Here is a 21236-nt window from a genome sequence, read left to right as displayed (position 1 = left end):
TAAATATTTGTCAATTAATTCAATGGGTTGTAGATAATTTTTCGTAATGAGAAACGTCGTTTTCCATCTCGATATAGCGATCATTGTGCCGCGCAGCACATTCTTTTGCGACGCAAAAAGCCTTTCCGTATCGTGAAATACAGGGAGCGGACGAAAAAAAACCGCTGCACGAGGCATCGGTTTTTTTGAAGTGCTTGCCAGGTGAGGGCGATTCAGCCGCCCTCCGGCATCGCTTATCGCTTAGCTGCCGCGGCGCGGTGCGCGCGGACCGTCGTTGCGACGCGTGCTGTAACCGTCGCGCGAACCGCTGCCGAAGCCGCTGCCGCCGTCACGCGAACCGCCGCGATAGCCGCCGCCGTCGCTATTGCCGCCGCGATAGCCGCCGTCGCGCGCGCCTGCGCTTGCCGGCTTGTTGCCCCAGCCGCCCGGCTTGCCCGAACCGCCGGTACCCGTGCCGCCGCCGCTGCCGTAACGACGGCCACCCGACGAACCGCCGCCCGGACGCCCGCGTCCACCGCCGAAGCCGCCACGGCCGCCGCTCGGCGCCGACTTGCGCGGCTCGAAGCCGGCAATGACGTTCACGGCGAGCGGCGCACGCACGAAGCGCTCGATGCGCTTCAACGCGCCTTGCTCGGCGTGATGCACGAGGCTCACCGCCGTGCCCGTGCGGCCCGCGCGGCCCGTGCGGCCGATACGGTGCACGTAGTCTTCGGCGAACTTCGGCAGGTCGTAGTTGAACACGTGCGTGATGCCGGGGATGTCGATGCCGCGAGCCGCGACGTCGGTGGCCACCAGTACGCGCACACGGCGTTCGCGCAGCGCGCGGATCGTGCGGTTACGCGCGCCCTGCGGCAGGTCGCCATGCAGCGCGGCCGATTCGAAACCGGCGTCGGCGAGACGGATCGCGAGCTGGTCGGCGTCGTTCTTCGTCGCCGTGAAGACGATGGCCTGATCGAGGTCGGCGTCGCGCAGCAGGTGGTCGAGCAGACGATCCTTGTGATCGCGGTCATCGACGTAATGCACGGTCTGCGCGATGTTGTTCTGTGCTTCGAGCTTCTGGACGATCTCGATGCGTTCCGGGTTCTTGAGCAGACGGCCGGTCAGCGAACCGATCTTGCCGTCGATGGTGGCCGAGAACAGCAGTGTCTGACGCGAAGCGGGCGTCGCGGCGACGATCGTCTCGATGTCGTCGATGAAGCCCATGTCGAGCATGCGGTCGGCTTCGTCGAGGACGAGCATCGTCAGGTTCGACAAATCAATACGGCCGCGTTCCAGGTGATCGAGCAGGCGGCCCGGCGTCGCGACGAGGATTTCGGGGTTCTTCGCGAGCAGCATCAACTGCTGGCCGTACGCGACGCCGCCGAGAATGCTGACGGTGCGCAGGCGGCGAAGATGCTTGCCGTAGTTGGTCGCGGCTGCCGTAACCTGCATCGCGAGTTCGCGCGTCGGCGTGAGCACGAGCAGGCTCGGGCGCGCGACGGGCTGCTGGCGGCGCGCCGGGCGGCCGTTCGGGTCACGCGGCTCGCGCGGCTGCGATGCGGCGAGCTTTTCGAGCTGCGAGAAGCGCTCGATGGCGGGCAGCATGAACGCCGCGGTCTTGCCCGAACCGGTCGGGCTGGAAACGAGAAGGTCGCGTCCGGCGAGCGCTGCGGGAATCGCGCGCTGCTGCACGGGCGTCGGGACCTGATAGCCGGCGGCCGTCAGGGCGGTAACGATGTCGGCGGACAGGCCGAGGGATTCGAAGCTCGGGCCTTCAGGAACGGCTACCGCTGCCTGAACGGGCGGGGTGGCTTGAATCGGTGCTTGAATGGCGGGCGATGCCGGCGCGACTGTTGCGTCCGTGCCGAGTGCTTGTGCTGCGATGGTGTCCAACGGGCTCTGGGTATTGCTCGAAGTCATGTCGATCCTTGAAACGGGAAAAGAGGCGTCGGCGCCAATCGGCATACCCAAGTCGTCGGATTCAGCGAGCGAAGAAACAGCGAGCAAATCGAAAAACGGGGGCAACTCGCGACAGTGAAGGCGAGCTTTTTTGTTAGAAGCTGTATCGGATACGGCAGGCCGGGAGGGCGCTGACGTCAGCCTGGTGCATGACGGGCCGAAAGAGGCCTAGCAAGGAGGGGACAGTTTCTAAACTGGATTGGAGCAAAACGCTACGAAACGCCGCGCTGCGTTAAAAACTTAGTTCACAGTGAAGCGCGTAGCAGCAAGTATATCGAAATTTGTTGCAGTGCGCCAGATATTAAGACGGCACCAGTGCGGAAAACCCTGCGCCGGGCCGTCGGCAAGCGGTTCAGGCGGACGCGCCGCTTTTTAGAGATTCGACGAGTTCGACGTATTGCTCCTTCGCCTCGTCCTGCGACGTGCCCTTGAGTGCGGACCACGCTTCGTACTTGTATTTGCCGGCGATGTCGGCGAAACCGGGCTTGTCGCCCTGCACGTCGCCGGTACTCGCCTGCTTGAAGAGCGCGTAGAGACGCAGGAGCGTCAGGTTGCCGGGCCGCTCGGGCAGTTGCTTGACGTCGGCCTGAGCCTGGGCGAATTGCGCGTTGATGTCGCTCATCCGGGTTCTCCTCGTTGCTATTTTGGGACGGACGATCATAGCAAGCATGCGCGGCGCGGCTGTCGAGGCTTTCTTCCAGACGAGCGCGCGCTTTTTTGCGATCGGCAGGGCGTAAGGCGCGCGGCTCGACCGTTACGTCCCGCATTACAATGGCGCCTATGACACGCACCGTTTTGCTCGCCCTCGATACGTCGACCGAATTCTGCTCGGTCGCGCTGCTTCTCGCCGATACCGATACTTCATCAAGCGCCGCGGCCGTGAGCGCCGTCGGGGTGCCGAACGCGGTCACGGCTCCAAACGCTGTCGGGGTGCCGAACGCCGTCACGGCTCGGAACGACGCTGCGCCGCCGTACGTCACCGGGTCGAGCCGCGTGTGGTTTCGCCACGAAGCGACGGGCGCGGTATCGAGTACGCGGCTTTTGCCCGCGATCCGCGAACTCTTCGACGACGCCGGCCTCGCGCTCGCCGATTGCACGGCGATCGCGTTCGGCGCCGGTCCGGGTTCGTTCACCGGGCTGCGGACGGCGACGGGCGTCGCGCAGGGGCTCGCGTTCGGGCTCGGCGTGCCGGTCGTACCGATCGGCACCTTGCTTGCGTGCGCGGAATTCGCGCGTCTGCGGGAGCCGTCGGTGACGCGCGTGCTCGCCGCGCTCGACGCCCGCATGGACGAGGTCTACTGGGCCGACTTCGAATTCGATCCCGCCGCCGGCGACTGGCGCACGATCCGCCCCGCATCGCTCGATGCGCCGGACGCGCTCGTCCTGCCCGACGCGCCTTTCACGCTCGCCGGCAACGGCGCGGCGGCGTTTGGCGAGCGGCTGCCTGCGGTGGCGGCGGCCGCGCGTGTCGATCACGAGGCGTTGCCGCACGCTTTGCCCGTCGCGCTGGCGGGCTTGCGTGCGCTGCGTGCCGGTCGCACGGTGCCGCCCGAACTCGCCGCGCCGGAGTATGTGCGCGACAAGGTCGCCCAGACCACCGCCGAGCGGATCGAAGCGCGCGCGGCGAAGGACGCGCGCGGCAAGGAAGAGGAGCCGGTACGGTGAGCGGGGTGCTGCTCGCGGATCGTTACCTGTCCTCGATGACGGAGGCCGATCTCGACGAAGTCGCCGCCATCGAAAAGCTCGCCTACGAGTTTCCGTGGAGCCGCGGCAATTTTCAGGATTCGCTCAGGAACGGCTATTTCGGCGTGTGCATGCGGCATGTGACCGGGACGCTGGTCGGCTATTGCGTGCTGATGCCTGTCGTCGACGAGATGCATCTGCTCAATCTGTGCGTCGCGCCTGCCGCGCAGCATGCCGGCGCGGGGCTCGCGCTGCTGCGTGAGGCGGTGCGGATCACGCGCGCCGAGAAGCTCGACGGTGTGTTGCTCGAAGTGCGGCCGTCGAATCCGCGCGCCATCCAGCTTTACGAGCGCTTCGGGTTTTCGGCGATCGGGCGTCGCAAGAATTATTACCCCGCGCGGCATCGGTCGCGCGAGGACGCAATCGTCATGCGTCTGTCGTTTTCGAAGGAGGGCGCGCATGGCGCTGCATGAATCGATGCTGGAAGAGTTCGGGCTCGGGCCGGTCTGGGTCAGACGGCGGAGTGGGGTGGGGGCGATTGGGCAGCCTGCACCGCGGACCGATGAAGCGGTCTTGGCGCCCGCGTTGCCGCCGCGGAACGCTGATGTCTCGCGAGCGCCTGTGCCGTTGTCGCAAACCGTCGAAACGCTACAAACAGCCGCGCCTCTGATGCAAAAAGTCGAAACGCCCCGGGCAGTTCAGTCTCCGACCCAGAATGTCGAGCCGCTGGACGCCTCAGCGTCATTCGCGCAAGACATCGAAGCGCCGCGAATGCCCGCGTCATTCCCGCGAACCGGTGAACCACCGCAATCACCCGCCGACTACTTCGATGCCCCGCCTTTCGACGACCTCCCCTGGCTCGATGACGACCCCGTCGCGCCTTTAACGCCCGCCGCGATAGAACCTCCCGCCGACACCCACACCCTCGACTGGCCCACCCTCGCCGACCGCGTCGCGAACTGCCAGCTTTGCCGACTCTGCGAGCGCCGCACGAACACGGTCTTCGGCGTCGGCGACCGCGAGGCCGACTGGATGCTGATCGGCGAGGCGCCGGGAGAAAACGAGGACAAGCTCGGCGAGCCGTTCGTCGGCCAGGCGGGCAAGCTGCTCGACAGCATGCTGCGCGCTGTCACGCTCGCGCGCGATTCGAACGTCTACATCGCGAACGTGATCAAGTGCCGCCCGCCGGGCAACCGCAACCCGGAGCCCGACGAAGTCGCGCGCTGCGAGCCGTATCTGCAGCGCCAGGTCGCGCTCGTGAAACCGAAGGTGATCGTCGCGCTCGGCCGCTTCGCCGCGCAGAGTCTGCTGAAAACCGAGGCGAGCATCGCGTCGCTGCGCGGTCGCGTGCACCAGTACGAAGGCGTGCCGGTGATCGTGACCTATCACCCGGCGTACTTGCTGCGCAGTCTCCCCGACAAGGCGAAGGCCTGGGCCGACCTCTGTCTCGCGAATAAAACGTATCGCGAAGCCCTCGATGCGCTGGGAGTTGCGCAGGGTGGCAACTAATGGATGCGGAGCGGCTCGTCGATGCCTACGGCGACGTCACCGTCCGCGATCTCGCGTGGCTGCTCTTCGCGCCCGATCTCCTGCGGGCGAGCCACGCGGGCGCGCCGCTCGCCCATCCGTTCGAGACGCCGTCCGAACGTGACGCCACGCTCGACTGGCTCGCCGTCCTCGATCGCGATCCGGCCACGCTGCACGAGCGCGCGCGCAATCCAAAACTCACGCGGCTTGGCTTCTACGCCGAAAGTCTCCTCGAATATTTCCTGACACACGGTCCGGCCGCGAGCCTCGTCGCGGCGAACGTGCCGCTGCGGCGCCAGCGCGTGACGATCGGCGAATTCGACTTTCTGCTGCAAACCGCTCGCGGCGCTCGCCTGCACTGGGAACTGGCGGTGAAGTTCTATCTGCACATTGGCGACGGTTCCGCCGCGACGGCGCGTCTGTCCGACTACGTCGGGCCCAATCTGCAGGACCGCTTCGACCTGAAGCACGAGCGTCTGCTCACGCATCAGCTCGCGCTTACATCGCGCGCGGAATTCGCGTCGCTCGGATTCGAGGGGCCGTGGGAGCCGCAGTTGTATATCAAGGGGCGGCTTTTCTATCACGGTGAGAGCGTGACGCCGGCGCCCGAACTCGGCGACGCACATCTGCGCGGCTGGTGGCGCACGGTATCGGAATGGGGCGCGATGCACGCGGAATCAGACGATGCCTGGGTCGTCCAGCCGCGTCTCGCGTGGCTCGCGTCGCGGCGGCTCGCGGCGTCGGATGGCGACGCCTTGCTCGCTCATGCTGCGACTATCCGCGAACGCCTCTCCGGCACCGTCTCGCCGACCATGGTCGCCGCTTACGGCCGCAATGAAAAAGGCGAGTTCGTCGAACGTTCGCGCGGCTTTATCGTCCCGGACGACTGGCCGGAACGCGCGCGCGAATTCGCGCTCACCACCATCTGAAAAAGTGATGTACCGGGCCGACGCCGTGACCGACATCGAGCCGCGCGCTCTGTTCGATCGCGCCGGTCAGGTAGCGCTTGGCTTCTGCGGTGGCATCGGCGAGGCTGTCGGTTTGCGGGATCAGCGCCGCGATCGCCGATGAAAGCGTGCAGCCCGTGCCGTGCGTGTTCTTCAGCGGCACGCGCGCGCCGCCGAGCCTGAGCGCGCCGCTTGCTTCAACGAGCCAGTCGGGGCTGTCGGCGGAGGCGAGATGACCGCCTTTCATCAGCACCGCGCGCGCGCCGAGCGCGAGAAGCGCTTCGCCCTGGCGGACCATCGCGTCTTCGTCAGCGGCGCTGTTCGTGTTCAGCAGCGCGGCCGCCTCCGGCAGGTTCGGCGTGACGAGCGTCGCGAGCGGCAGCAGTTCGTCGCGCAGCGCGGCGACCGCTTCCGGCGCGAGCAGCGCGTGATTACTCTTCGAAATCATCACGGTATCGAGCACGACGTGTTGCGGCCGATGGCGCCTGAGCGCATCGGCGACCGCACGCACGATGTCGGCGTTCGCGAGCATGCCGATCTTCACGGCATCGATGCGGATGTCGTCGAACACGGCGTCGAGCTGGGCGGTGACGAACGCGGCGTCGGGCGTGTGGATCGCCGTCACGCCGCGCGTGTTCTGCGCGGTCAGCGCCGTGATCACGCTCGCGCCGTACGCGCCGAGCGCCGAGAACGCCTTCAGGTCGGCCTGGATGCCCGCGCCGCCGCCGGAATCGGAGCCGGCGATCGTGAGGACGTTGGGAATTGGTCTGGTGTCTGGCATGGGTTCAGGGCTTCAATGTGATCGACTCGCGCAACCGGGCGGCGGCATCGCGCGGATCGGCGGCGCGGCAGATCGCCGAAACGACCGCCACGCCCGCCGGACGCGCGCGCAGCACGTCGACGGCGTTGTGCAACTGGATTCCGCCGATTGCGACCGTCGGGTAGCGCGACTGTGCACACAGCGCGGCCAAGCCGTCGATGCCGCAGGGCGCGGAGGCGTCGGTCTTGGTCGGCGTGGCGAAGACGGGGCCGGCGCCGAGGTAATCGACGAGGTCGATCAGACCGTTCGCTTCATCCACTTCGGCCGCGCACGACACCGACAGGCCGATCAACGCGTCCGGCCCCATCAGGCGGCGCGCAACGTCCGCGGGCAAATCGCGCTGGCCGACGTGCACGCCATCGGCGCCGCACGCGAGCGCGATATCGACGTGATCGTCGATGACGAGCGGCACGCCCGCCGCGCGCGTGATCGGCAGCAAGTCGCGGGCGAGCGCGAGCCACGCGCGCTTGTGCCACTCGGGCGCACGAAGTTGCACGACGGTCGCGCCGCCTTCGATCGCCGCACGCGCCACACCGAGCGATGCCGCATGGCCGCCGCACTGCACGGGATCGAGCACGAGATAGAGAGAAAGATCGAAGGCGGGGCGCATGCCTTTAAGCCGCCGTGACGTCGCGCGCGACGAGCGTCGCGGCGAAGCTGGCCGCATCGAGCGAGGCCAGCCGGTCGAGATAGGCCACGGCGAAGCTGCCGGGCAACGCGGTGTCGCGCGCGGCGAGTTCGCCCGCGATCGTCGAATAGGCGACGGCGGCGACCGTGGCGAGCCAGTATTCTTCAGGCCCTGCCGACGCGCCCACGAACGCCGCGACCGTCGCCGAGAGTGCGCAGCCGACGCCCGTCACGCGCGTCATCAACGGCGAGCCGTTCGAGAGCGCGACCGTGCGTCGTCCATCGGTGATGTAGTCGATTGCGCCTGTCACCGCGACGACAGCCTGCGTTTTGAGCGCGAGGATCTGCGCGGCGTCTAGGGCTGCATCGGTGGCGGCGGTGCTGTCGACGCCGCGGCCGCTCGCCGTGCCGCCCGACAGGCTGATGATCTCCGACGCATTGCCGCGAATCACCGCCGGCTTCGAATCGAGCAGATCGAGCGCGAATTCCGTGCGGAACGCGAGCGGGCCGACGGCGACCGGATCGAGCACCCAGGGCTTTCCGGCGGCGTTGGCGGCATCGACGGCGACGCGGATCGCCTTCGACTGCGGCACGTCGAGCGTGCCGAGATTCACCGACAGCGCGTTGGCGATTCCCGCGAACTCGCCGGCTTCTTCGCGCGCGACGACCATCGCGGGCGCGGCGCCGATCGCGAGCAGGACGTTCGCCGTGAAGTTGGTGACGACGAGATTCGTCAGGCAATGGACGAGCGGTGCGTTCTCACGCACGCGCGTCGCGAACGAATGGAGATCGGCGGCGTGCATGGTCGTAGGAAAAAGGAAAGCGGCGTTTGCTTGGCGCAGGCGCTGCGAAAATCAGTGACGCGCCTCGCCGATCAGCGCGACGGAATCGAATGCGCGCTGATTCGCCTGGTGCCGGCGCATCACGAAATACATCATCAGGCAGACGAACGAGCCGAACAGCACGATCACGAACTGGATCGGCACGTCGAGCCAGACGAGCACGGCGTACAGGCACAGCATCACGAGCACGGAGAGATTTTCGTTAAAATTCTGCACGGCAATCGAGTGGCCGGCGGAGAGCAAAACGTGTCCGCGATGCTGCAAGAGCGCGTTCATCGGCACGACAAAGAAGCCCGACAATCCGCCGACGATCATCAGGAACACATACGCGACGAGCAGATAGGCGGGTACGTGCATCGCGCCAATCGAGACGCCCCAGGTCGAGGGGAAGAGGTCGCGCGTGTAGAACGCCATCAGCATGACGGCCAGGCCCATCATGATGCCGACCGGCAGCACCGAGAGCGAGCGCTTGAGCGGCACGCGCGCGGCCGCGAGAATCGCGCCGACCGCCACGCCGACCGCGATCACCGCCTGCAGGATCGCCGCCTGCGAGAGCGACATCCCGAGCGCCACTTCGGCCCATTTCAGCACGATGAACTGCAGCGTCGCGCCCGCGCCCCAAAAGAGCGTGGTGACCGCGAGCGAAATCTGGCCGAGCTTGTCGTGCCAGAGCGTGACGAAGCAGTCGGCGAAATCGGTGATGAGCTTGACGGGGCGCGTCTCCTGCTTCGGATAGCGGGCGCCGGTGTCGGGGATGCGCAGATTGAAGATGGCGGCGACCGCGTACATCACGACGATAACGAGCATCGCGGCTTCGGCCGGCGTGTGGATGCGCGGAATGTTCAGGCTGAGGATGTGCCCGGCGATATGCGGACTGATGAGGGCGCCGCCCATGACGGTGCCGAGAATGATCGAGCCGACCGTCGTGCCTTCGATCCAGCCGTTCGCTGCGACCAGCCGGTCGGGCGGCAGCAGCTCGGTGAGAATGCCGTACTTCGCGGGAGAATACGCGGCGGCCCCGAATCCGACGATGCCGTACGCGAGCAACGGATGGGCGCCGACCAGCATCGTGAGACAACCGACCACCTTGATGGTGTTGGTGATGAACATCACGTTGCCCTTCGGCCGGGAGTCGGCGAAGGCGCCAACGAACGCGGCGAGGACGACATACGACAGCACAAAGAACAGCTTGAGCAGCGGCGTCATCCAGTTTGGGGCGTGAAGATCTTTCAGCAGTGCAATAGCAGCGATCAGAAGCGCATTGTCGGCCAGCGAGGAGAAAAACTGCGCGGCCATGATGGTGTAAAAACCTTTTTTCATCTGATCCGAAGCTTTCCTCACTGCGGGTGATCCGCCCCGTCCGCCTGAGGCGCGGTCGGGCTTATTCCGTTCGAAATGGGTTGTGTGCACGGCTTTATAACACGAAAATAGGCGCATTCTGACTAGCAGTAATCTCGATTAGGTGTTGCAAAACACACGACCGTGCTGCTGGTTCTTCATAAGATACTGATTCGCAAGGCGTCTTGAACTGCTCGCTCGCCTCGCGCTCCAACTGCGTTTAATCCGAACTCTCATGCCGCGCCCCCTGTCCGCCACGATCCACACCGCCGCACTCGCCAACAATCTCGCAGTCGCGCGCAAGCACGCTCCGAAGTCCAAGATCTGGGCCGTCGTCAAGGCCAATGCCTACGGCCACGGACTGGCCCGGGCGTTCCCCGGACTGCGTGCCACCGACGGCTTCGGACTTCTGGACCTCGAAGAAGCCGCGAAGTTGCGCGAACTCGGCTGGGCCGGCCCGATTCTCCTGCTGGAAGGCTTTTTCCGGCCGACCGACATCGACGTGATCGACCGCTACAGCCTGACGACCGCCGTCCATTGCGACGAGCAGTTGCGCATGCTCGAAATGGCGCGGCTCTCGAAACCGGTCAACATTCAACTGAAGATGAATAGCGGCATGAACCGCCTCGGCTACACGCCGGAGCGCTATCGCGCTGCGTGGGAACGGGCGCGAGCGTGCCAGGGCGTCGGGCAGATCACGCTCATGACCCATTTTTCCGACGCCGACAGCGAGCGCGGCATCGCGTATCAGCTCGAATCATTCGAGCGCGGCGCGGAAGGTATCGCGGGCGCGCGCAGCCTCGCGAATTCCGCGGCGACGCTCTGGCATCCGGCGGCGCACTTCGACTGGGTGCGGCCGGGCATCATTTTGTATGGCGCGTCGCCGTCGGGCGTGACGGCCGACATCGCCGGCATCGGCCTGCGTCCCGCGATGACGCTTTCCTCCGAGTTGATCGCCGTTCAGTCGGTCGACAAGGGGCACACGATCGGCTACGGCTCGACCTATACGGCGGGCAAGCAGATGAAGATCGGCGTGGTCGCGTGCGGCTATGCGGACGGCTATTCGCGCATCGCGCCGGAAGGGACGCCCGTGATCGTCGACGGGATTCGCACGAAGCTCGTCGGGCGCGTGTCGATGGACATGCTGACCGTCGACCTGACCCCGTGTCCGACGGCGGGCGTCGGCTCGCGCGTGGAATTGTGGGGCGCGAACCTCCCCATCGACGACGTCGCGCAAGCCTGCGGCACGATCGGCTACGAGCTGATGTGCGCGGTCGCGCAGCGCGTGCCGGTGCGGGCGGAATGAGCATCTGCGTCACGTCTGACAAAATAGAAGTTTTTAACAGCAGTCGAATTCAGGATCACGCGTGGCAAAAGTAGCGAAGGCGAAGACGCTTTACATCTGTAGCGAATGCGGCGGTCAGGCGCCGAAGTGGCAAGGGCAATGCCCCGCATGCGGCGCGTGGAACACGCTGGTGGAATCGGTGGCGGAAACGCCCTCGGCGCATCGCTTCCAGGCGCTCGCGAAGACCTCGACGGTGCGGCGGCTCGCCGATATCGAAGCGACCGACGTACCGCGCTTCACCACCGGCATCGGCGAATTCGATCGCGTTTTGGGCGGCGGACTCGTGGCGGGCGGTGTGGTGCTGATCGGCGGCGATCCGGGCATCGGCAAATCGACGCTGCTGCTGCAGTCGCTTGCCGAAATCGCGCGCGAGCGGCCCGCGCTTTATATCAGCGGCGAGGAATCCGGCGCGCAGATCGCATTGCGCGCCCAGCGGCTCGGCCTCTTGAACGGTTTGGAATCGGCCGCGCCCGATTTGCGGCTCCTCGCCGAAATCCAGCTCGAAAAAATCCAGGCGACGATCGACGCCGAACGGCCCGAAGTCGCCGTCATCGATTCGATCCAGACCGTTTATTCCGAAGCGCTCACGTCCGCGCCCGGCTCGGTCGCACAGGTGCGCGAGTGCGCGGCTCAACTCACGCGCATCGCCAAGCAGACGGGCACGGCGATCATCATGGTCGGCCACGTAACAAAGGAGGGCAACCTCGCGGGGCCACGCGTGCTGGAACACATCGTGGATACGGTGCTGTACTTCGAGGGCGACACGCACTCGTCGTTCCGGCTGGTGCGCGCGTTCAAGAACCGCTTCGGCGCGGTCAACGAACTCGGCGTCTTCGCGATGACCGAGCGCGGCCTGCGCGGCGTGGCGAATCCGTCGGCGCTGTTTTTGTCGCAGCATGAGCAGAGCGTGTCGGGATCGTGCGTGCTCGTGACGCAGGAAGGCTCGCGGCCGCTGCTCGTCGAAGTGCAGGCGTTGGTCGATACGGCGCACGTGTCCAATCCGCGCCGGCTCGCGGTCGGGCTGGAGCAGAACCGGCTCGCGCTGTTGCTCGCGGTGCTGCATCGGCATGCCGGCATCGCGTGCTTCGATCAGGACGTGTTCCTGAACGCGGTCGGCGGGGTGAAGATTACCGAGCCTGCCGCCGATCTTGCCGTGCTGCTGGCCATTCAATCGTCGATGCGCAACAAGCCGCTGCCGAAGGGTCTGATCGTGTTCGGCGAAGTGGGGCTCGCAGGTGAGATCCGGCCGTCGCCGCGCGGACAGGACCGGCTGAAGGAAGCCGCGAAGCTCGGCTTTTCGATCGCGCTGATTCCGAAGGCGAACGCGCCGAAGCAGCCCATCGACGGGCTGGAGGTAATCGCGGTGGACCGCATCGAGGAAGCGATCGACCGGGTGCGCTCGCTGGACTAAAAGCGCTCGGTCCCTCGTAACGCCGCGTAAAAGAGTTGGCGGCGCATGTAACCCAATCGGTGCGTAGTTTTCTTATCCTTTCACGGCTGCAATTTCGAAAGCCTGCAAGAGTAGAGGACTACGCCTTGAAACACTCAGAACAATCCGGGCAGCAACCTTCGTATCACCTGCGCGGTTGCCGCGTCTCGGCGCCGATCGAGCATCCGTGGGGTGGCGGCTGCCGGATCGTCGAATGGATCGATGCCGAAGGGCAGATTTCGCGCCGCGTCGTGGCGGCGGACGTGACCGAGGATGAAGTCGTCGCGACCATTCGACGTCACGTGACGGGCCGCAAACACATGCTCGTCGACGATGAGCGCATGCCCCGGCAGACCTTGCCGCGCCGTTAAACGCGAGGCGGTTTAGCGCTGAAACAGCGGATGCGCCGCCGCTTCGGCGGGCGTCAGCACGGGCGCCACACAGCAGCCGAGCGGTTCGAGCAGTGCGATCCATTCGTCGCGCGTGCGCTCGCGGAACAACGCGGCGAGCGATTGCGTCAGTTCGTCGGCGTCCGCGCCGCCGATCGCCTGGCCGAGGCTCCAGTGCCGCGCCGCCCATTCGGGCCGTCCGAGCGCGTTGCACAAGTTTTCCCAGAACTTGAGTTCGAGCGCGCCCACCGCGACGAAGCGATCGTCGCGCGTGCGATAGACGTTGTAGCAGGGCGCACCGCCGTTCAGCAGCCCGGCGCCGGTGCGGGTGGTGGCATCGGCGGAATTGTCGAGCGCGATGTGCGCCATTACGTTGTGCGCGTGCACGGCGTGCGTCATCGAGACATTCAGGCAGCGGCCCTCGCCGCCGCGCGCCACCGGCCAGAGCGCCGCGAGAATCTGCGTGACGGCCGCGAGCGCGCCGCCCAGCAAATCCGCGATCTGGAAGTTCGGCACGATCGGCGTGCCGTCGCTTGCGGCAAGTTGATCCAGCACGCCCGCATACGCGATGTAATTGAGATCGTGGCCGGGCAGATCGGTGAACGGCCCGTCGCTGCCGAAACCCGTGATCGCGCAATAGACGAGCTTCGGGTTCGCCGCGCGCAACACGTCGTAGCCGACGCCGAGCCGCGCCATCACCGAAGGTCGAAAACTCTCGACGAGCACGTCGGCTTTGCGCGCGAGGTCGATCAGTTGCGCGCGGCCTTCGTCGCTTTTCAGATCGAGCGTGAGAAAGCGCTTGCCGCGATTGACCTGCCGATAGAACGCGCTCGGCGTGCCGGACGCGCGATCCGAGTCGCTCAGCAGCATCGAGCGGGCGTAGTCGCCTTCGCCTGGCGCTTCGATCTTCAGGACATCGGCGCCGAGTTCCGCCAGTCGCAACGTCGCGACGGGGCCGGGCAGGAGGCGCGTCAGGTCGAGCACGCAGAGGCCGTCGAGGGGTAAGGTTTGCGACAAGGCTCGTTCTCCGGTTTCTGGTGTTAGTGCTTCAGCCGATCTGCTCCAGCTCCTCATGCACGTCGAGCCATTCAAGCTCCAGCGTTTCGAGCCGCGCGTTCACGTCGGCCTGGCGGCGGATCGAATCCGTGAGCCTGGTTTTCATCGACGCCTCGTAGCTCGCCGGATCGGCGACGAAGTGATCGAGCGCCGTTTTCTCCGCATGCAGCGCGTCCATCTCCTTCTCGATCTTCGCGATCCGCGACTGCAACGGCTTCTTCAGATGCGAGAGCTTCTGCCGCTCCTGCGCTTCCAGCCGGCGCTGTTCCTTGCGATTCTGCCCGGAGTCCTGTCCTGCATCGGCTGAGCCGTTCGCTTCCTTCGCCGCCGCGCGCGCTTCGGCGGCGTGCTGCAGCAGCCAGTCGCGATAGTCGTCGAGATCGCCGTCGAACGGTTGCAGGCGGTGCTTCGCCACCAGCATGAAGATGTCGGTCGTGGCTCGCAGCAACGCGCGGTCGTGCGACACGAGGATCAGCGTGCCTTCGAACTGGGCGAGCGCCATCGTCAGCGCGTGGCGGGTTTCGAGGTCGAGGTGGTTGGTCGGCTCGTCGAGGAGCAGCAGGTTCGGCTTCTGCCAGATGATCAGCGCAAGCGCGAGGCGCGCCTTCTCGCCGCCGGAAAACGGCGCGATCTTCGCGGTCGCCATCTCGCCGGAGAAGTTGAAGCCGCCGAGAAAATCGCGCAATTCCTGCTCGCGGGTGTCGGGCGCGAGGCGCGCGAGATGCTGGATCGGCGAGTCGTCGGGACGCAGGGTTTCCAACTGATGCTGCGCGAAATAGCCGATGCGCAGGCCCTTGCCCTGGCGCACGGTGCCCGAGAGCGCATCGAGCGTGGCGGCGAGTGTCTTGATGAGCGTCGACTTGCCCTGGCCGTTCGCGCCGAGCAGGCCGATGCGCTGCCCGTTCTGAATCGACAGCGTCACGTTCTCGACGATCGGCACGTCGCCGCTTTCGGTGTGATAGCCGCAGCGGACGTCGTCCATGACGATCATCGGATTGGGCGCGGCATCGGGCATGCGGAATTCGAACGTGAACGGCGACGACGCGTGCGCCGGCGCGATCAGTTCCATCTTTTCCAGCGCCTTCACGCGGCTTTGCGCCTGCTTCGCCTTGGTCGCCTTCGCCTTGAAGCGGTTGATGAAGCTTTGCAGATGCTCGACCGTTTTCTGCTGCTTTTCATAGGCGCTCTGCTGCAGCGCGATCTGCTGTGCGCGCAGGATCTCGAACTGGCTGTAGTTGCCGCCGTAGCGCTTGATCTGGCGGTTTTCCAGATGCAGCGTCACGTCGCAGACGGAATCGAGAAACTCGCGATCGTGCGAAATCACGATCAGCGTCCCCGGATAGCGATGCAGCCAGTCTTCCAGCCAGACGATCGCGTCGAGGTCCAGGTGGTTGGTCGGTTCGTCGAGGAGCAGCAGGTCGGAGCGGCACATCAGCGCCTGCGCGAGGTTCAGCCGCATGCGCCAGCCGCCCGAAAAACTCGCGACCGCTTCGCGTGTCTGCGCGAGCGTGAAGCCGAGGCCGAGCAGCAGCGCTTCGGCGCGCGCGGGGGCGGTGTAGCCGTCGGCATCGGCGAAGGCGGCGTGCTCGTGTGCTTCGGCGGCGCCGTCGTGAGCCGCCGAAGCCGCCGCGATGCGCGCTTCGATCGCGCGCAGTTGCGTGTCGCCGTCGAGCGTGTATTCGAGCGCTGTGCGGTCGACGGCGGGCGTCTCCTGGGCGACGTGAGCGATCTGCCAGGACGGCGGCATCGAAAAGTCGCCGCCGTCGGCGTGGAGGTCGCCGCGCAGCACGGAGAAGAGCGTCGACTTGCCCGCGCCGTTCGCGCCGACGAGGCCGGCCTTCTCGCCCGGATTGAGGGCGAACGTGGTCGCATCGAAAAGCGGCTTGGTGCCGCGTGCAAGGCTGAATTGGTTGAAGCGAATCACGACGTGACGACCGGGGCGGGGGGAAAGGGGTATTTTAGACTGCTGGCGCTGCGCGGCGCCGGCCAGCCTTCACCGCGGCCGCCGGCCCCGCCGCAATCAACTCCTTCAACAATCCCCCCATCCACCGGTGCGCCGGGTCCCCATCCAGCCGGCTGTGCCACATCAGATACATCGCGATATTCAGCCCCGCGAGCGGCGCCTCGAACGCGACGAGCCCGTGCTGCGCCGCGATTTCGCACGCCATGCGCGTGGGCATCGTGCTCACGAGATCGGTCACGGCGACTACGCGCGGCACGTCGAAGTACGAATGCACCGTCGTATCGATTTCGCGCGCGAGGCCCTTGCTGTGCAGGAACTGGTCGATCGGACGCGCGCCGTGCCAGCTCGGCCAGCCGATGCCGATATGACGCGCGTGCATATACCGCTTGAGCGTGACAGGCGCATCGAGTAGCGGATGCCCGCGCCGCACGATGCACGACAGCGTGTCGGTCGCGACCGGCTCGCAGCGAAAGCCGCTGTCCTTCACGGGCACGGCCCACAAATAGAAATCGACCTTGCCGAACTGCATCGCGTCGCGCACTTCGCCGAAATGCTGCGCGCGCACGTTGATGCGCAGTTGCGTGTCGAGATCCTGCAGGCGCCGCATCAGCGCGGGCAGGATCAGCAACTCGCCGTAGTCGGAGAGGACGAGGTTGAACTCGCGCTGCGAGCCAGACGGATCGAACACGGCATCGTCGCGCAGCATGCCGTCGACGTCGTTCAGCACGCTTTCTATCGCGACGCCGAGCCGATGCGCGCGCGCAGTCGGCTCCATCGCGCGGCCGTCGCGCAGGAAGAGCTGGTCGCCGAAGGTTTCGCGCAAGCGTGTGAGCGCGTGACTCACCGCCGGCTGGCTCAGGCCGATGCGTTCGGAGGCGCGCGTGAGATTACGCGTCTTGTATATGGCGTCGAAGATCGCGAGGAGATTCAGGTCGATGGCGCGCAGGGACATGGTCGTGATGGGTTCGTTCAACTATTCACGGCGTGAATGATTCATATGCTAACACTTCAGTTCCGTTTATTTTTTGGCATGCCTACTCTTGTCTCACAAAAAAGATTCAACACGAATCCAGGAGACAGATGGCATGGCAGAACAGCGAACTCTCGCGAGCGGGGCGCGCGCCTTTAGGCTTTCCATCGCCGGGACCGAGCACGTCTGCGACGTGCGTCCGGGTGAGACGATCCTCAAGGCGGGGCTTCGGGACAACATCAAGATCGCGCATCTTTGCCTCGTCGGCGATTGCGGCTCGTGCCGCAGCCAGCTCGTCGCGGGGCGCGTGCAGTTGAAGCGCGATATCTCCAATCACATTTCCAGCGATGAATTGCAGGCGGGCTTCGTACTCGCGTGCCAGTGCGTGCCGCAGAGCGACGTCGAGCTGATCGTGCCTGGAGTGTCGCCGATCACGGCGAAGCCGACGCGGTGCATACGGTCGAAGGGCGTATCGAAAGCGCGCGGCTTCTCAATCACGACATCCGCGAACTCGTGATCCATACCGACCAGCCGGTGCGCTACGGCGCCGGCCAATACGCGCAGATCGCGGTGCCCGGCCACGCGGTGCTCGCCGATGCTCCGCGCTGCTATTCGTTCGCCTGCGCGCCGCAGCCTGGCGGCCAGACGCGCCTTCATTTTCACGTGCGGCGCGTGCCTGGCGGCGCGTTCACCGAATGGCTCTTCGAAGCGGATCGCAGCGGCGCGCGCGTCACGTTGACCGCTCCGCTCGGCGCGTTCGGCCGCACGACGGGCGGCGGCCGGCCGATGGTCTGCGTCGCGGGCGGCAGCGGACTCGCACCGGTCAAGGCACTGCTCGAATCGATGGTGGACGAACCGCACGTGCCCGACGTCACGCTCTTTTTCGGGGCGCGCACGCAAGCCGATCTTTACTGCATCGACGAAATCGAAGCGCTCGCCGCGCGCTGGGCGGGGCGCTTCATCTTCGTGCCGGTGCTCTCGAATGAACCGCACGGCTCGCCGTGGAGCGGCCACGCCGGCTTTTGCACTGAATTCCTCGACGCCTATTGCGACGTCGCGTCGAGCGCCTTTTTCCTGTGCGGCCCGCCCGCGATGGTCGATGCCGTGCGCGACGCAGTGGCATCGCGCGTATCGGCCGCACATATTCACTTCGATCGCTTTCTGGATCAGAGCACCCTTCAAACCGAGGAGATTTGACGATGTCCCGTACCAACCGTTTCACCACCGCAGCCTGCGCGCTCCTTCTAGTCAGCGCCGCGACGACCGCTGTCGAGGCGCGCGAACTGCAATCGACGGTGCAACTCGGCACCGGAATCCGCAACATGAGCCGCACGACGATTCCCGGCGACCGCGCGCGTCTCGCGTTCATCGCGGAAGGCGCGGGCAAGCTCACGTTTGACGCGCGCTCCGAGCCGATTTACGTGAACTGCGACGGCGTCGATGTCGTCGATGCGAAGAACACCGTCGTCGATGGCACCGCGTTCTGCGAGTTCAAGACGCAGAAGGCGGGTTCGCTCTTCGTGCGCTTCCAGAAAATTTTCGATGACAAAGGCGTCTGGCATCAGACCGGCACGTTCACGATTACCGGCGGCACGGGCGAGATGTCGAAGCTTAACGGTGCGTTCGACGTGAAGGTCGAGGTGAGCCCGCCGCAGACGGGCGGCAAGCTCGTGTTCGGCGTTGCGGGCACAGGCCGTCTCGACGAAAAGTAAGCGTAAAGCCAGCAGATTCGGAGGAGACCGATCATGACACTGGACACAAAAATCGCAGCCGCCACGTTCGGCGCGCTGCTGCTGTGGGAAATCGTCGCGGGCGAGTATCGCAAGCCGCGCGTCTGGACCGCGAACGAGCTTGGCGTGAGCGCGGGCGCGGCGATCAACCTCTTCACCGTGCGCGCGCTGCAACTGCTGCTGATCGCGACCGTGCTGCCGCGCCTCGTGCCGCAATGGCAGGGCGCACTCGCTCATACCCCGGCGTGGCTCGTCTTCCCGATCGCGATGCTGATGGACGACTACGGCAACTACTGGCTGCATCGCGGCGGCCACACGGTGCCGTGGATGTGGCGTCTGCACAAGCCGCATCACACGCCGACGCGCCTGAACGTGCTCGCGACGATGCGCAACAACTGGATGTTCAACGCGCTCCTGCCGAACACCTGGATCGCGGGGACGCTGCTCTTTCTCGGCGCGACGCACGCCGCTCTTGCGATGCTCGTGCTGAAGATCGTCGTGGTGTATCTGCAGCACACGGCGGTGCGCTGGGATCTGGCGATACGTCGTTTCGCGATCGGCCGCGCGGTGCTCGACATGCTCGAGAAAATCTTCGTGCTGCAGGACTATCACCATGTGCATCACGGCATCGGGCGCTATGGCAACACGTCGGCGAACTACGCGAACGTGTTCGTCGCATGGGATTACCTGCACGGGACGTCGGTCGGTTCGCCGCATCGCGTGCAGGATGCGTTCGGGCTGCCCGTCGGCGTGCGCTCGGAGCCGTGGTACGAGCAACTCTGGTGGCCGCTCTTTCGCTCGAAGTCTGCGGTGAACGCGGTCCGCAAGGCAACGCCGCAGCGCGAATACAGCGCCGCCGAAGTGGCCGGGGCGCGCGCGGTCATCTATCTCGCCGATGGGCGCGCCGTCGTCGTCGGCGCTGCTTGAAGAAGTCCCCCATACCTACAACGAGCGGCGCGCGACGCCGCACTGGAGATGTGCCATGCGTGGACTGATGCAGGATCGTCCGCTGTTGTTGTCGTCGATTGCGGAGTTCGCGGAACGCTCGCACGGTGACGTCGAAATCGTGAGCCGTCGCGTGGAAGGCGACGTGCATCGCCATACCTATCGCGAGGCGTTCGCCCGCAGCCGGCGCCTCGCGAACGCGCTCGATGCGCTGGCGCTGAAGCCGGGCGAAACCGTCGCCTCGCTCGCGTGGAATGGCTACCGGCACTTCGAGCTGTACTTCGGCGTGTCGGGGTCGGCGCGCGTGCTGCATACGGTCAACCCGCGTCTCACGATCGAGCATGTGCAGTGGATACTGAATCACGCACAGGATCGCGCGCTCTTCTTCGACCTGACGTTCCTGCCGATCGTGCAGAAGCTGCATCAGGCGTGCCCGGCGATCGGCGTGTATGTCGCGCTGTGCAGCGAAGCCGATTTGCCGCAAGGAAGTGGCATTCCGAACCTGATGAGCTACGAGACGCTGATCGGCGCCCACAGCGACCGCTACGACTGGCCGCAGTTCGACGAGCACGCGGCGTCGTCGCTTTGCTACACCAGCGGCACGACGGGCAAGCCCAAAGGCGTGCTGTACAGCCATCGGTCGTCGGTACTGCACGCGTATGCCGTGTCGCTGCCGGATTCGCTGAATCTGTCCGCTCGCGACACGATCCTCCCCGTCGTGCCGATGTTCCATGTGAACGCGTGGGGCCTCGCCTACGCCGCGCCCGCGATGGGCAGCAAGCTCGTGCTGCCGGGACAGTCGCTCGACGGTGCGTCCCTCTGCAAGCTGATCGAGGACGAAGGCGTGACGCTCGCGGCCGGCGTGCCGACCGTGTGGCAGGGTCTGCTCGATCACGCCGATGCCGGGCGTATCCGCTTTCGCACGTTCAGGCGCACGGTGATCGGCGGCGCGTCGTGCTCGCGCGCGATGTACGACGGATTCACCGGGCGTCATGGCGTCGAGGTGCTGCACGCCTGGGGCATGACGGAGACGTCGCCGCTCGGCACGGCGTCCGCGCCGCGCCGAGCGCCCGCCGACATGACGGCGGACGAGCGCGCGTCGGTGGCGCTGTCGCAGGGACGCGCGCCGTTCGGCGTAGAACTGCGCATCGTCGATGAAAGCGGCGCCGAATTGCCGCGCGACGGCCTCGCGGCGGGCGAGTTGCAGATTCGCGGCGCGTGGGTGCTGAGCGCGTACTTCGGCGCGGACCAGCCCGAAGCGCTCACCACCGACGGCTGGTTCGCAACCGGCGACATCGCGACCATCGACGGCGACGGCTTCATGCGCATCACCGATCGCGCGAAGGACGTCATCAAGTCGGGCGGCGAGTGGATCAGCTCGGCGGAGCTGGAGAACATCGCGCTCGCGCATCCCGGCGTGCTGCGCGCAGCGTGCATCGGCGTGAAGCATGCGCGCTGGGACGAGCGCCCGATCGTCCTCGTGATGACGCGGCCCGACGCGAGCGTCACGCGCGAGGCGCTGCTCGCGTTGTACACGGATCGTGTCGCGAAGTGGCAGGTTCCCGACGACATCGTTTTTGTCGATGACCTTCCGCTCGGCGCGACCGGCAAGCTGCTCAAGCACACGCTGCGTGAAGCGTGGCGCGATCATTTGCTTGCGGCTACGCAATGAGGACAGTCTTATGAA

General features: G+C 65.9%; 21 protein-coding genes. 12 read left to right on the top strand and 9 right to left on the bottom strand.

Features of this window, described 5'->3' with window-relative positions; all coding sequences use genetic code 11:
* Positions 1–240: 240 nt before the first annotated feature.
* The gene (locus AWB65_RS22430) at positions 241–1899 is read right to left on the bottom strand and encodes a DEAD/DEAH box helicase (RefSeq protein ID WP_087669224.1); all 1659 of its coding nucleotides are present in this window, start codon (positions 1897–1899) and stop codon (positions 241–243) included.
* A 391-nt stretch (positions 1900–2290) separates the two neighbouring features.
* Positions 2291–2560 (bottom strand): acyl-CoA-binding protein, encoded by a 270-nt coding sequence (locus tag AWB65_RS22425; protein ID WP_087669223.1) that lies wholly within the window; start codon positions 2558–2560, stop codon positions 2291–2293.
* 158 nt (positions 2561–2718) lie between these two features.
* On the opposite strand from AWB65_RS22425, the gene tsaB reads away from it, so the two are divergent.
* The 4 genes from tsaB to AWB65_RS22405 are packed head-to-tail and all read left to right on the top strand — an operon-like array spanning position 2719 to position 6077.
* Positions 2719–3603: a tRNA (adenosine(37)-N6)-threonylcarbamoyltransferase complex dimerization subunit type 1 TsaB gene (gene tsaB, locus AWB65_RS22420; protein WP_087669222.1), complete on the top strand. Its 885-nt coding sequence runs from the start codon at positions 2719–2721 to the stop codon at positions 3601–3603.
* Positions 3600–4094, top strand: coding sequence for a ribosomal protein S18-alanine N-acetyltransferase (gene rimI / locus AWB65_RS22415; protein WP_087669221.1), 495 nt, complete (start codon positions 3600–3602; stop codon positions 4092–4094). Before tsaB ends, rimI begins: the two co-directional genes overlap by 4 nt.
* Positions 4081–5130: a uracil-DNA glycosylase gene (locus AWB65_RS22410; RefSeq protein WP_087669220.1), complete on the top strand. Its 1050-nt coding sequence runs from the start codon at positions 4081–4083 to the stop codon at positions 5128–5130. The genes rimI and AWB65_RS22410 overlap by 14 nt, the downstream gene beginning before the upstream one ends.
* Positions 5130–6077 carry a DUF1853 family protein gene (locus tag AWB65_RS22405; RefSeq protein ID WP_087669219.1) on the top strand — a complete coding sequence of 316 codons (948 nt, stop codon included), beginning with the start codon at positions 5130–5132 and terminating at the stop codon, positions 6075–6077. Before AWB65_RS22410 ends, AWB65_RS22405 begins: the two co-directional genes overlap by 1 nt.
* On the opposite strand, the gene thiD is transcribed toward AWB65_RS22405, so the two are convergent.
* From thiD to lplT, 4 genes are read right to left on the bottom strand one after another with little or no spacing between them, the layout of a single operon-like run.
* Positions 6064–6876 (bottom strand): bifunctional hydroxymethylpyrimidine kinase/phosphomethylpyrimidine kinase, encoded by an 813-nt coding sequence (gene thiD / locus AWB65_RS22400; RefSeq protein WP_087669218.1) that lies wholly within the window; start codon positions 6874–6876, stop codon positions 6064–6066. The two genes, AWB65_RS22405 and thiD, sit on opposite strands and share 14 nt — an antisense overlap.
* Before the next feature lie 4 nt (positions 6877–6880).
* The gene (thiE, locus tag AWB65_RS22395; RefSeq protein WP_087669217.1) at positions 6881–7525 is read right to left on the bottom strand and encodes a thiamine phosphate synthase; all 645 of its coding nucleotides are present in this window, start codon (positions 7523–7525) and stop codon (positions 6881–6883) included.
* Between the two features lie 4 nt (positions 7526–7529).
* Entirely contained in the window at positions 7530–8345 is an 816-nt protein-coding gene (thiM, locus tag AWB65_RS22390; protein WP_087669216.1) for a hydroxyethylthiazole kinase, read from the bottom strand.
* A 51-nt stretch (positions 8346–8396) separates the two neighbouring features.
* Positions 8397–9704, bottom strand: coding sequence for a lysophospholipid transporter LplT (gene lplT, locus AWB65_RS22385; RefSeq protein ID WP_087669215.1), 1308 nt, complete (start codon positions 9702–9704; stop codon positions 8397–8399).
* 253 nt (positions 9705–9957) lie between these two features.
* On the opposite strand from lplT, the gene alr reads away from it, so the two are divergent.
* The 3 genes from alr to AWB65_RS22370 all read left to right on the top strand — a co-directional run bounded on the left by alr (position 9958) and on the right by AWB65_RS22370 (position 12867).
* Positions 9958–11028: an alanine racemase gene (gene alr, locus AWB65_RS22380; RefSeq protein ID WP_087669214.1), complete on the top strand. Its 1071-nt coding sequence runs from the start codon at positions 9958–9960 to the stop codon at positions 11026–11028.
* Positions 11029–11089: 61 nt separating this feature from the next.
* Complete coding sequence (gene radA, locus AWB65_RS22375; protein ID WP_087669213.1) at positions 11090–12478, top strand: DNA repair protein RadA; 1389 nt, start codon at positions 11090–11092, stop codon at positions 12476–12478.
* A 125-nt stretch (positions 12479–12603) separates the two neighbouring features.
* On the top strand, positions 12604–12867 hold the full coding sequence (locus AWB65_RS22370; RefSeq protein ID WP_087669212.1) for a DUF2866 domain-containing protein: 264 nt from the start codon (positions 12604–12606) through the stop codon (positions 12865–12867).
* Positions 12868–12879: 12 nt separating this feature from the next.
* On the opposite strand, the gene AWB65_RS22365 is transcribed toward AWB65_RS22370, so the two are convergent.
* The 3 genes from AWB65_RS22365 to AWB65_RS22355 are packed head-to-tail and all read right to left on the bottom strand — an operon-like array spanning position 12880 to position 16856.
* Positions 12880–13902, bottom strand: a complete 1023-nt coding sequence (locus AWB65_RS22365) for a CaiB/BaiF CoA transferase family protein (RefSeq protein WP_235007719.1) — start codon at positions 13900–13902, stop codon at positions 12880–12882.
* Positions 13903–13933: 31 nt separating this feature from the next.
* Positions 13934–15865 (bottom strand): ATP-binding cassette domain-containing protein, encoded by a 1932-nt coding sequence (locus AWB65_RS22360; RefSeq protein WP_087669210.1) that lies wholly within the window; start codon positions 15863–15865, stop codon positions 13934–13936.
* 34 nt (positions 15866–15899) lie between these two features.
* Positions 15900–16856: a LysR family transcriptional regulator gene (locus tag AWB65_RS22355; protein ID WP_087669209.1), complete on the bottom strand. Its 957-nt coding sequence runs from the start codon at positions 16854–16856 to the stop codon at positions 15900–15902.
* 133 nt (positions 16857–16989) lie between these two features.
* Here AWB65_RS22355 and AWB65_RS22350 point away from each other — a divergent pair, with 133 nt between their 5' ends.
* From AWB65_RS22350 to AWB65_RS22330, 5 genes are read left to right on the top strand one after another with little or no spacing between them, the layout of a single operon-like run.
* Positions 16990–17391 carry a 2Fe-2S iron-sulfur cluster-binding protein gene (locus tag AWB65_RS22350; RefSeq protein WP_087669208.1) on the top strand — a complete coding sequence of 134 codons (402 nt, stop codon included), beginning with the start codon at positions 16990–16992 and terminating at the stop codon, positions 17389–17391.
* Positions 17325–18071 (top strand): FAD-binding oxidoreductase, encoded by a 747-nt coding sequence (locus AWB65_RS22345; RefSeq protein WP_159907741.1) that lies wholly within the window; start codon positions 17325–17327, stop codon positions 18069–18071. Before AWB65_RS22350 ends, AWB65_RS22345 begins: the two co-directional genes overlap by 67 nt.
* 2 nt (positions 18072–18073) lie before the next feature.
* Positions 18074–18586, top strand: coding sequence for a hypothetical protein (locus tag AWB65_RS22340; RefSeq protein ID WP_087669206.1), 513 nt, complete (start codon positions 18074–18076; stop codon positions 18584–18586).
* Between the two features lie 33 nt (positions 18587–18619).
* Positions 18620–19531, top strand: coding sequence for a sterol desaturase family protein (locus AWB65_RS22335; RefSeq protein ID WP_087669205.1), 912 nt, complete (start codon positions 18620–18622; stop codon positions 19529–19531).
* Between the two features lie 55 nt (positions 19532–19586).
* Complete coding sequence (locus AWB65_RS22330) at positions 19587–21221, top strand: 3-(methylthio)propionyl-CoA ligase (protein ID WP_087669233.1); 1635 nt, start codon at positions 19587–19589, stop codon at positions 21219–21221.
* Positions 21222–21236 lie beyond the last annotated feature (15 nt).

The organism is Caballeronia humi (assembly GCF_001544475.1).
In the GTDB taxonomy this organism is placed as follows: domain Bacteria; phylum Pseudomonadota; class Gammaproteobacteria; order Burkholderiales; family Burkholderiaceae; genus Caballeronia; species Caballeronia humi.
Note: the sequence above shows the minus strand (reverse complement) of the source record. Positions and strands in the feature narration are given on the sequence as shown.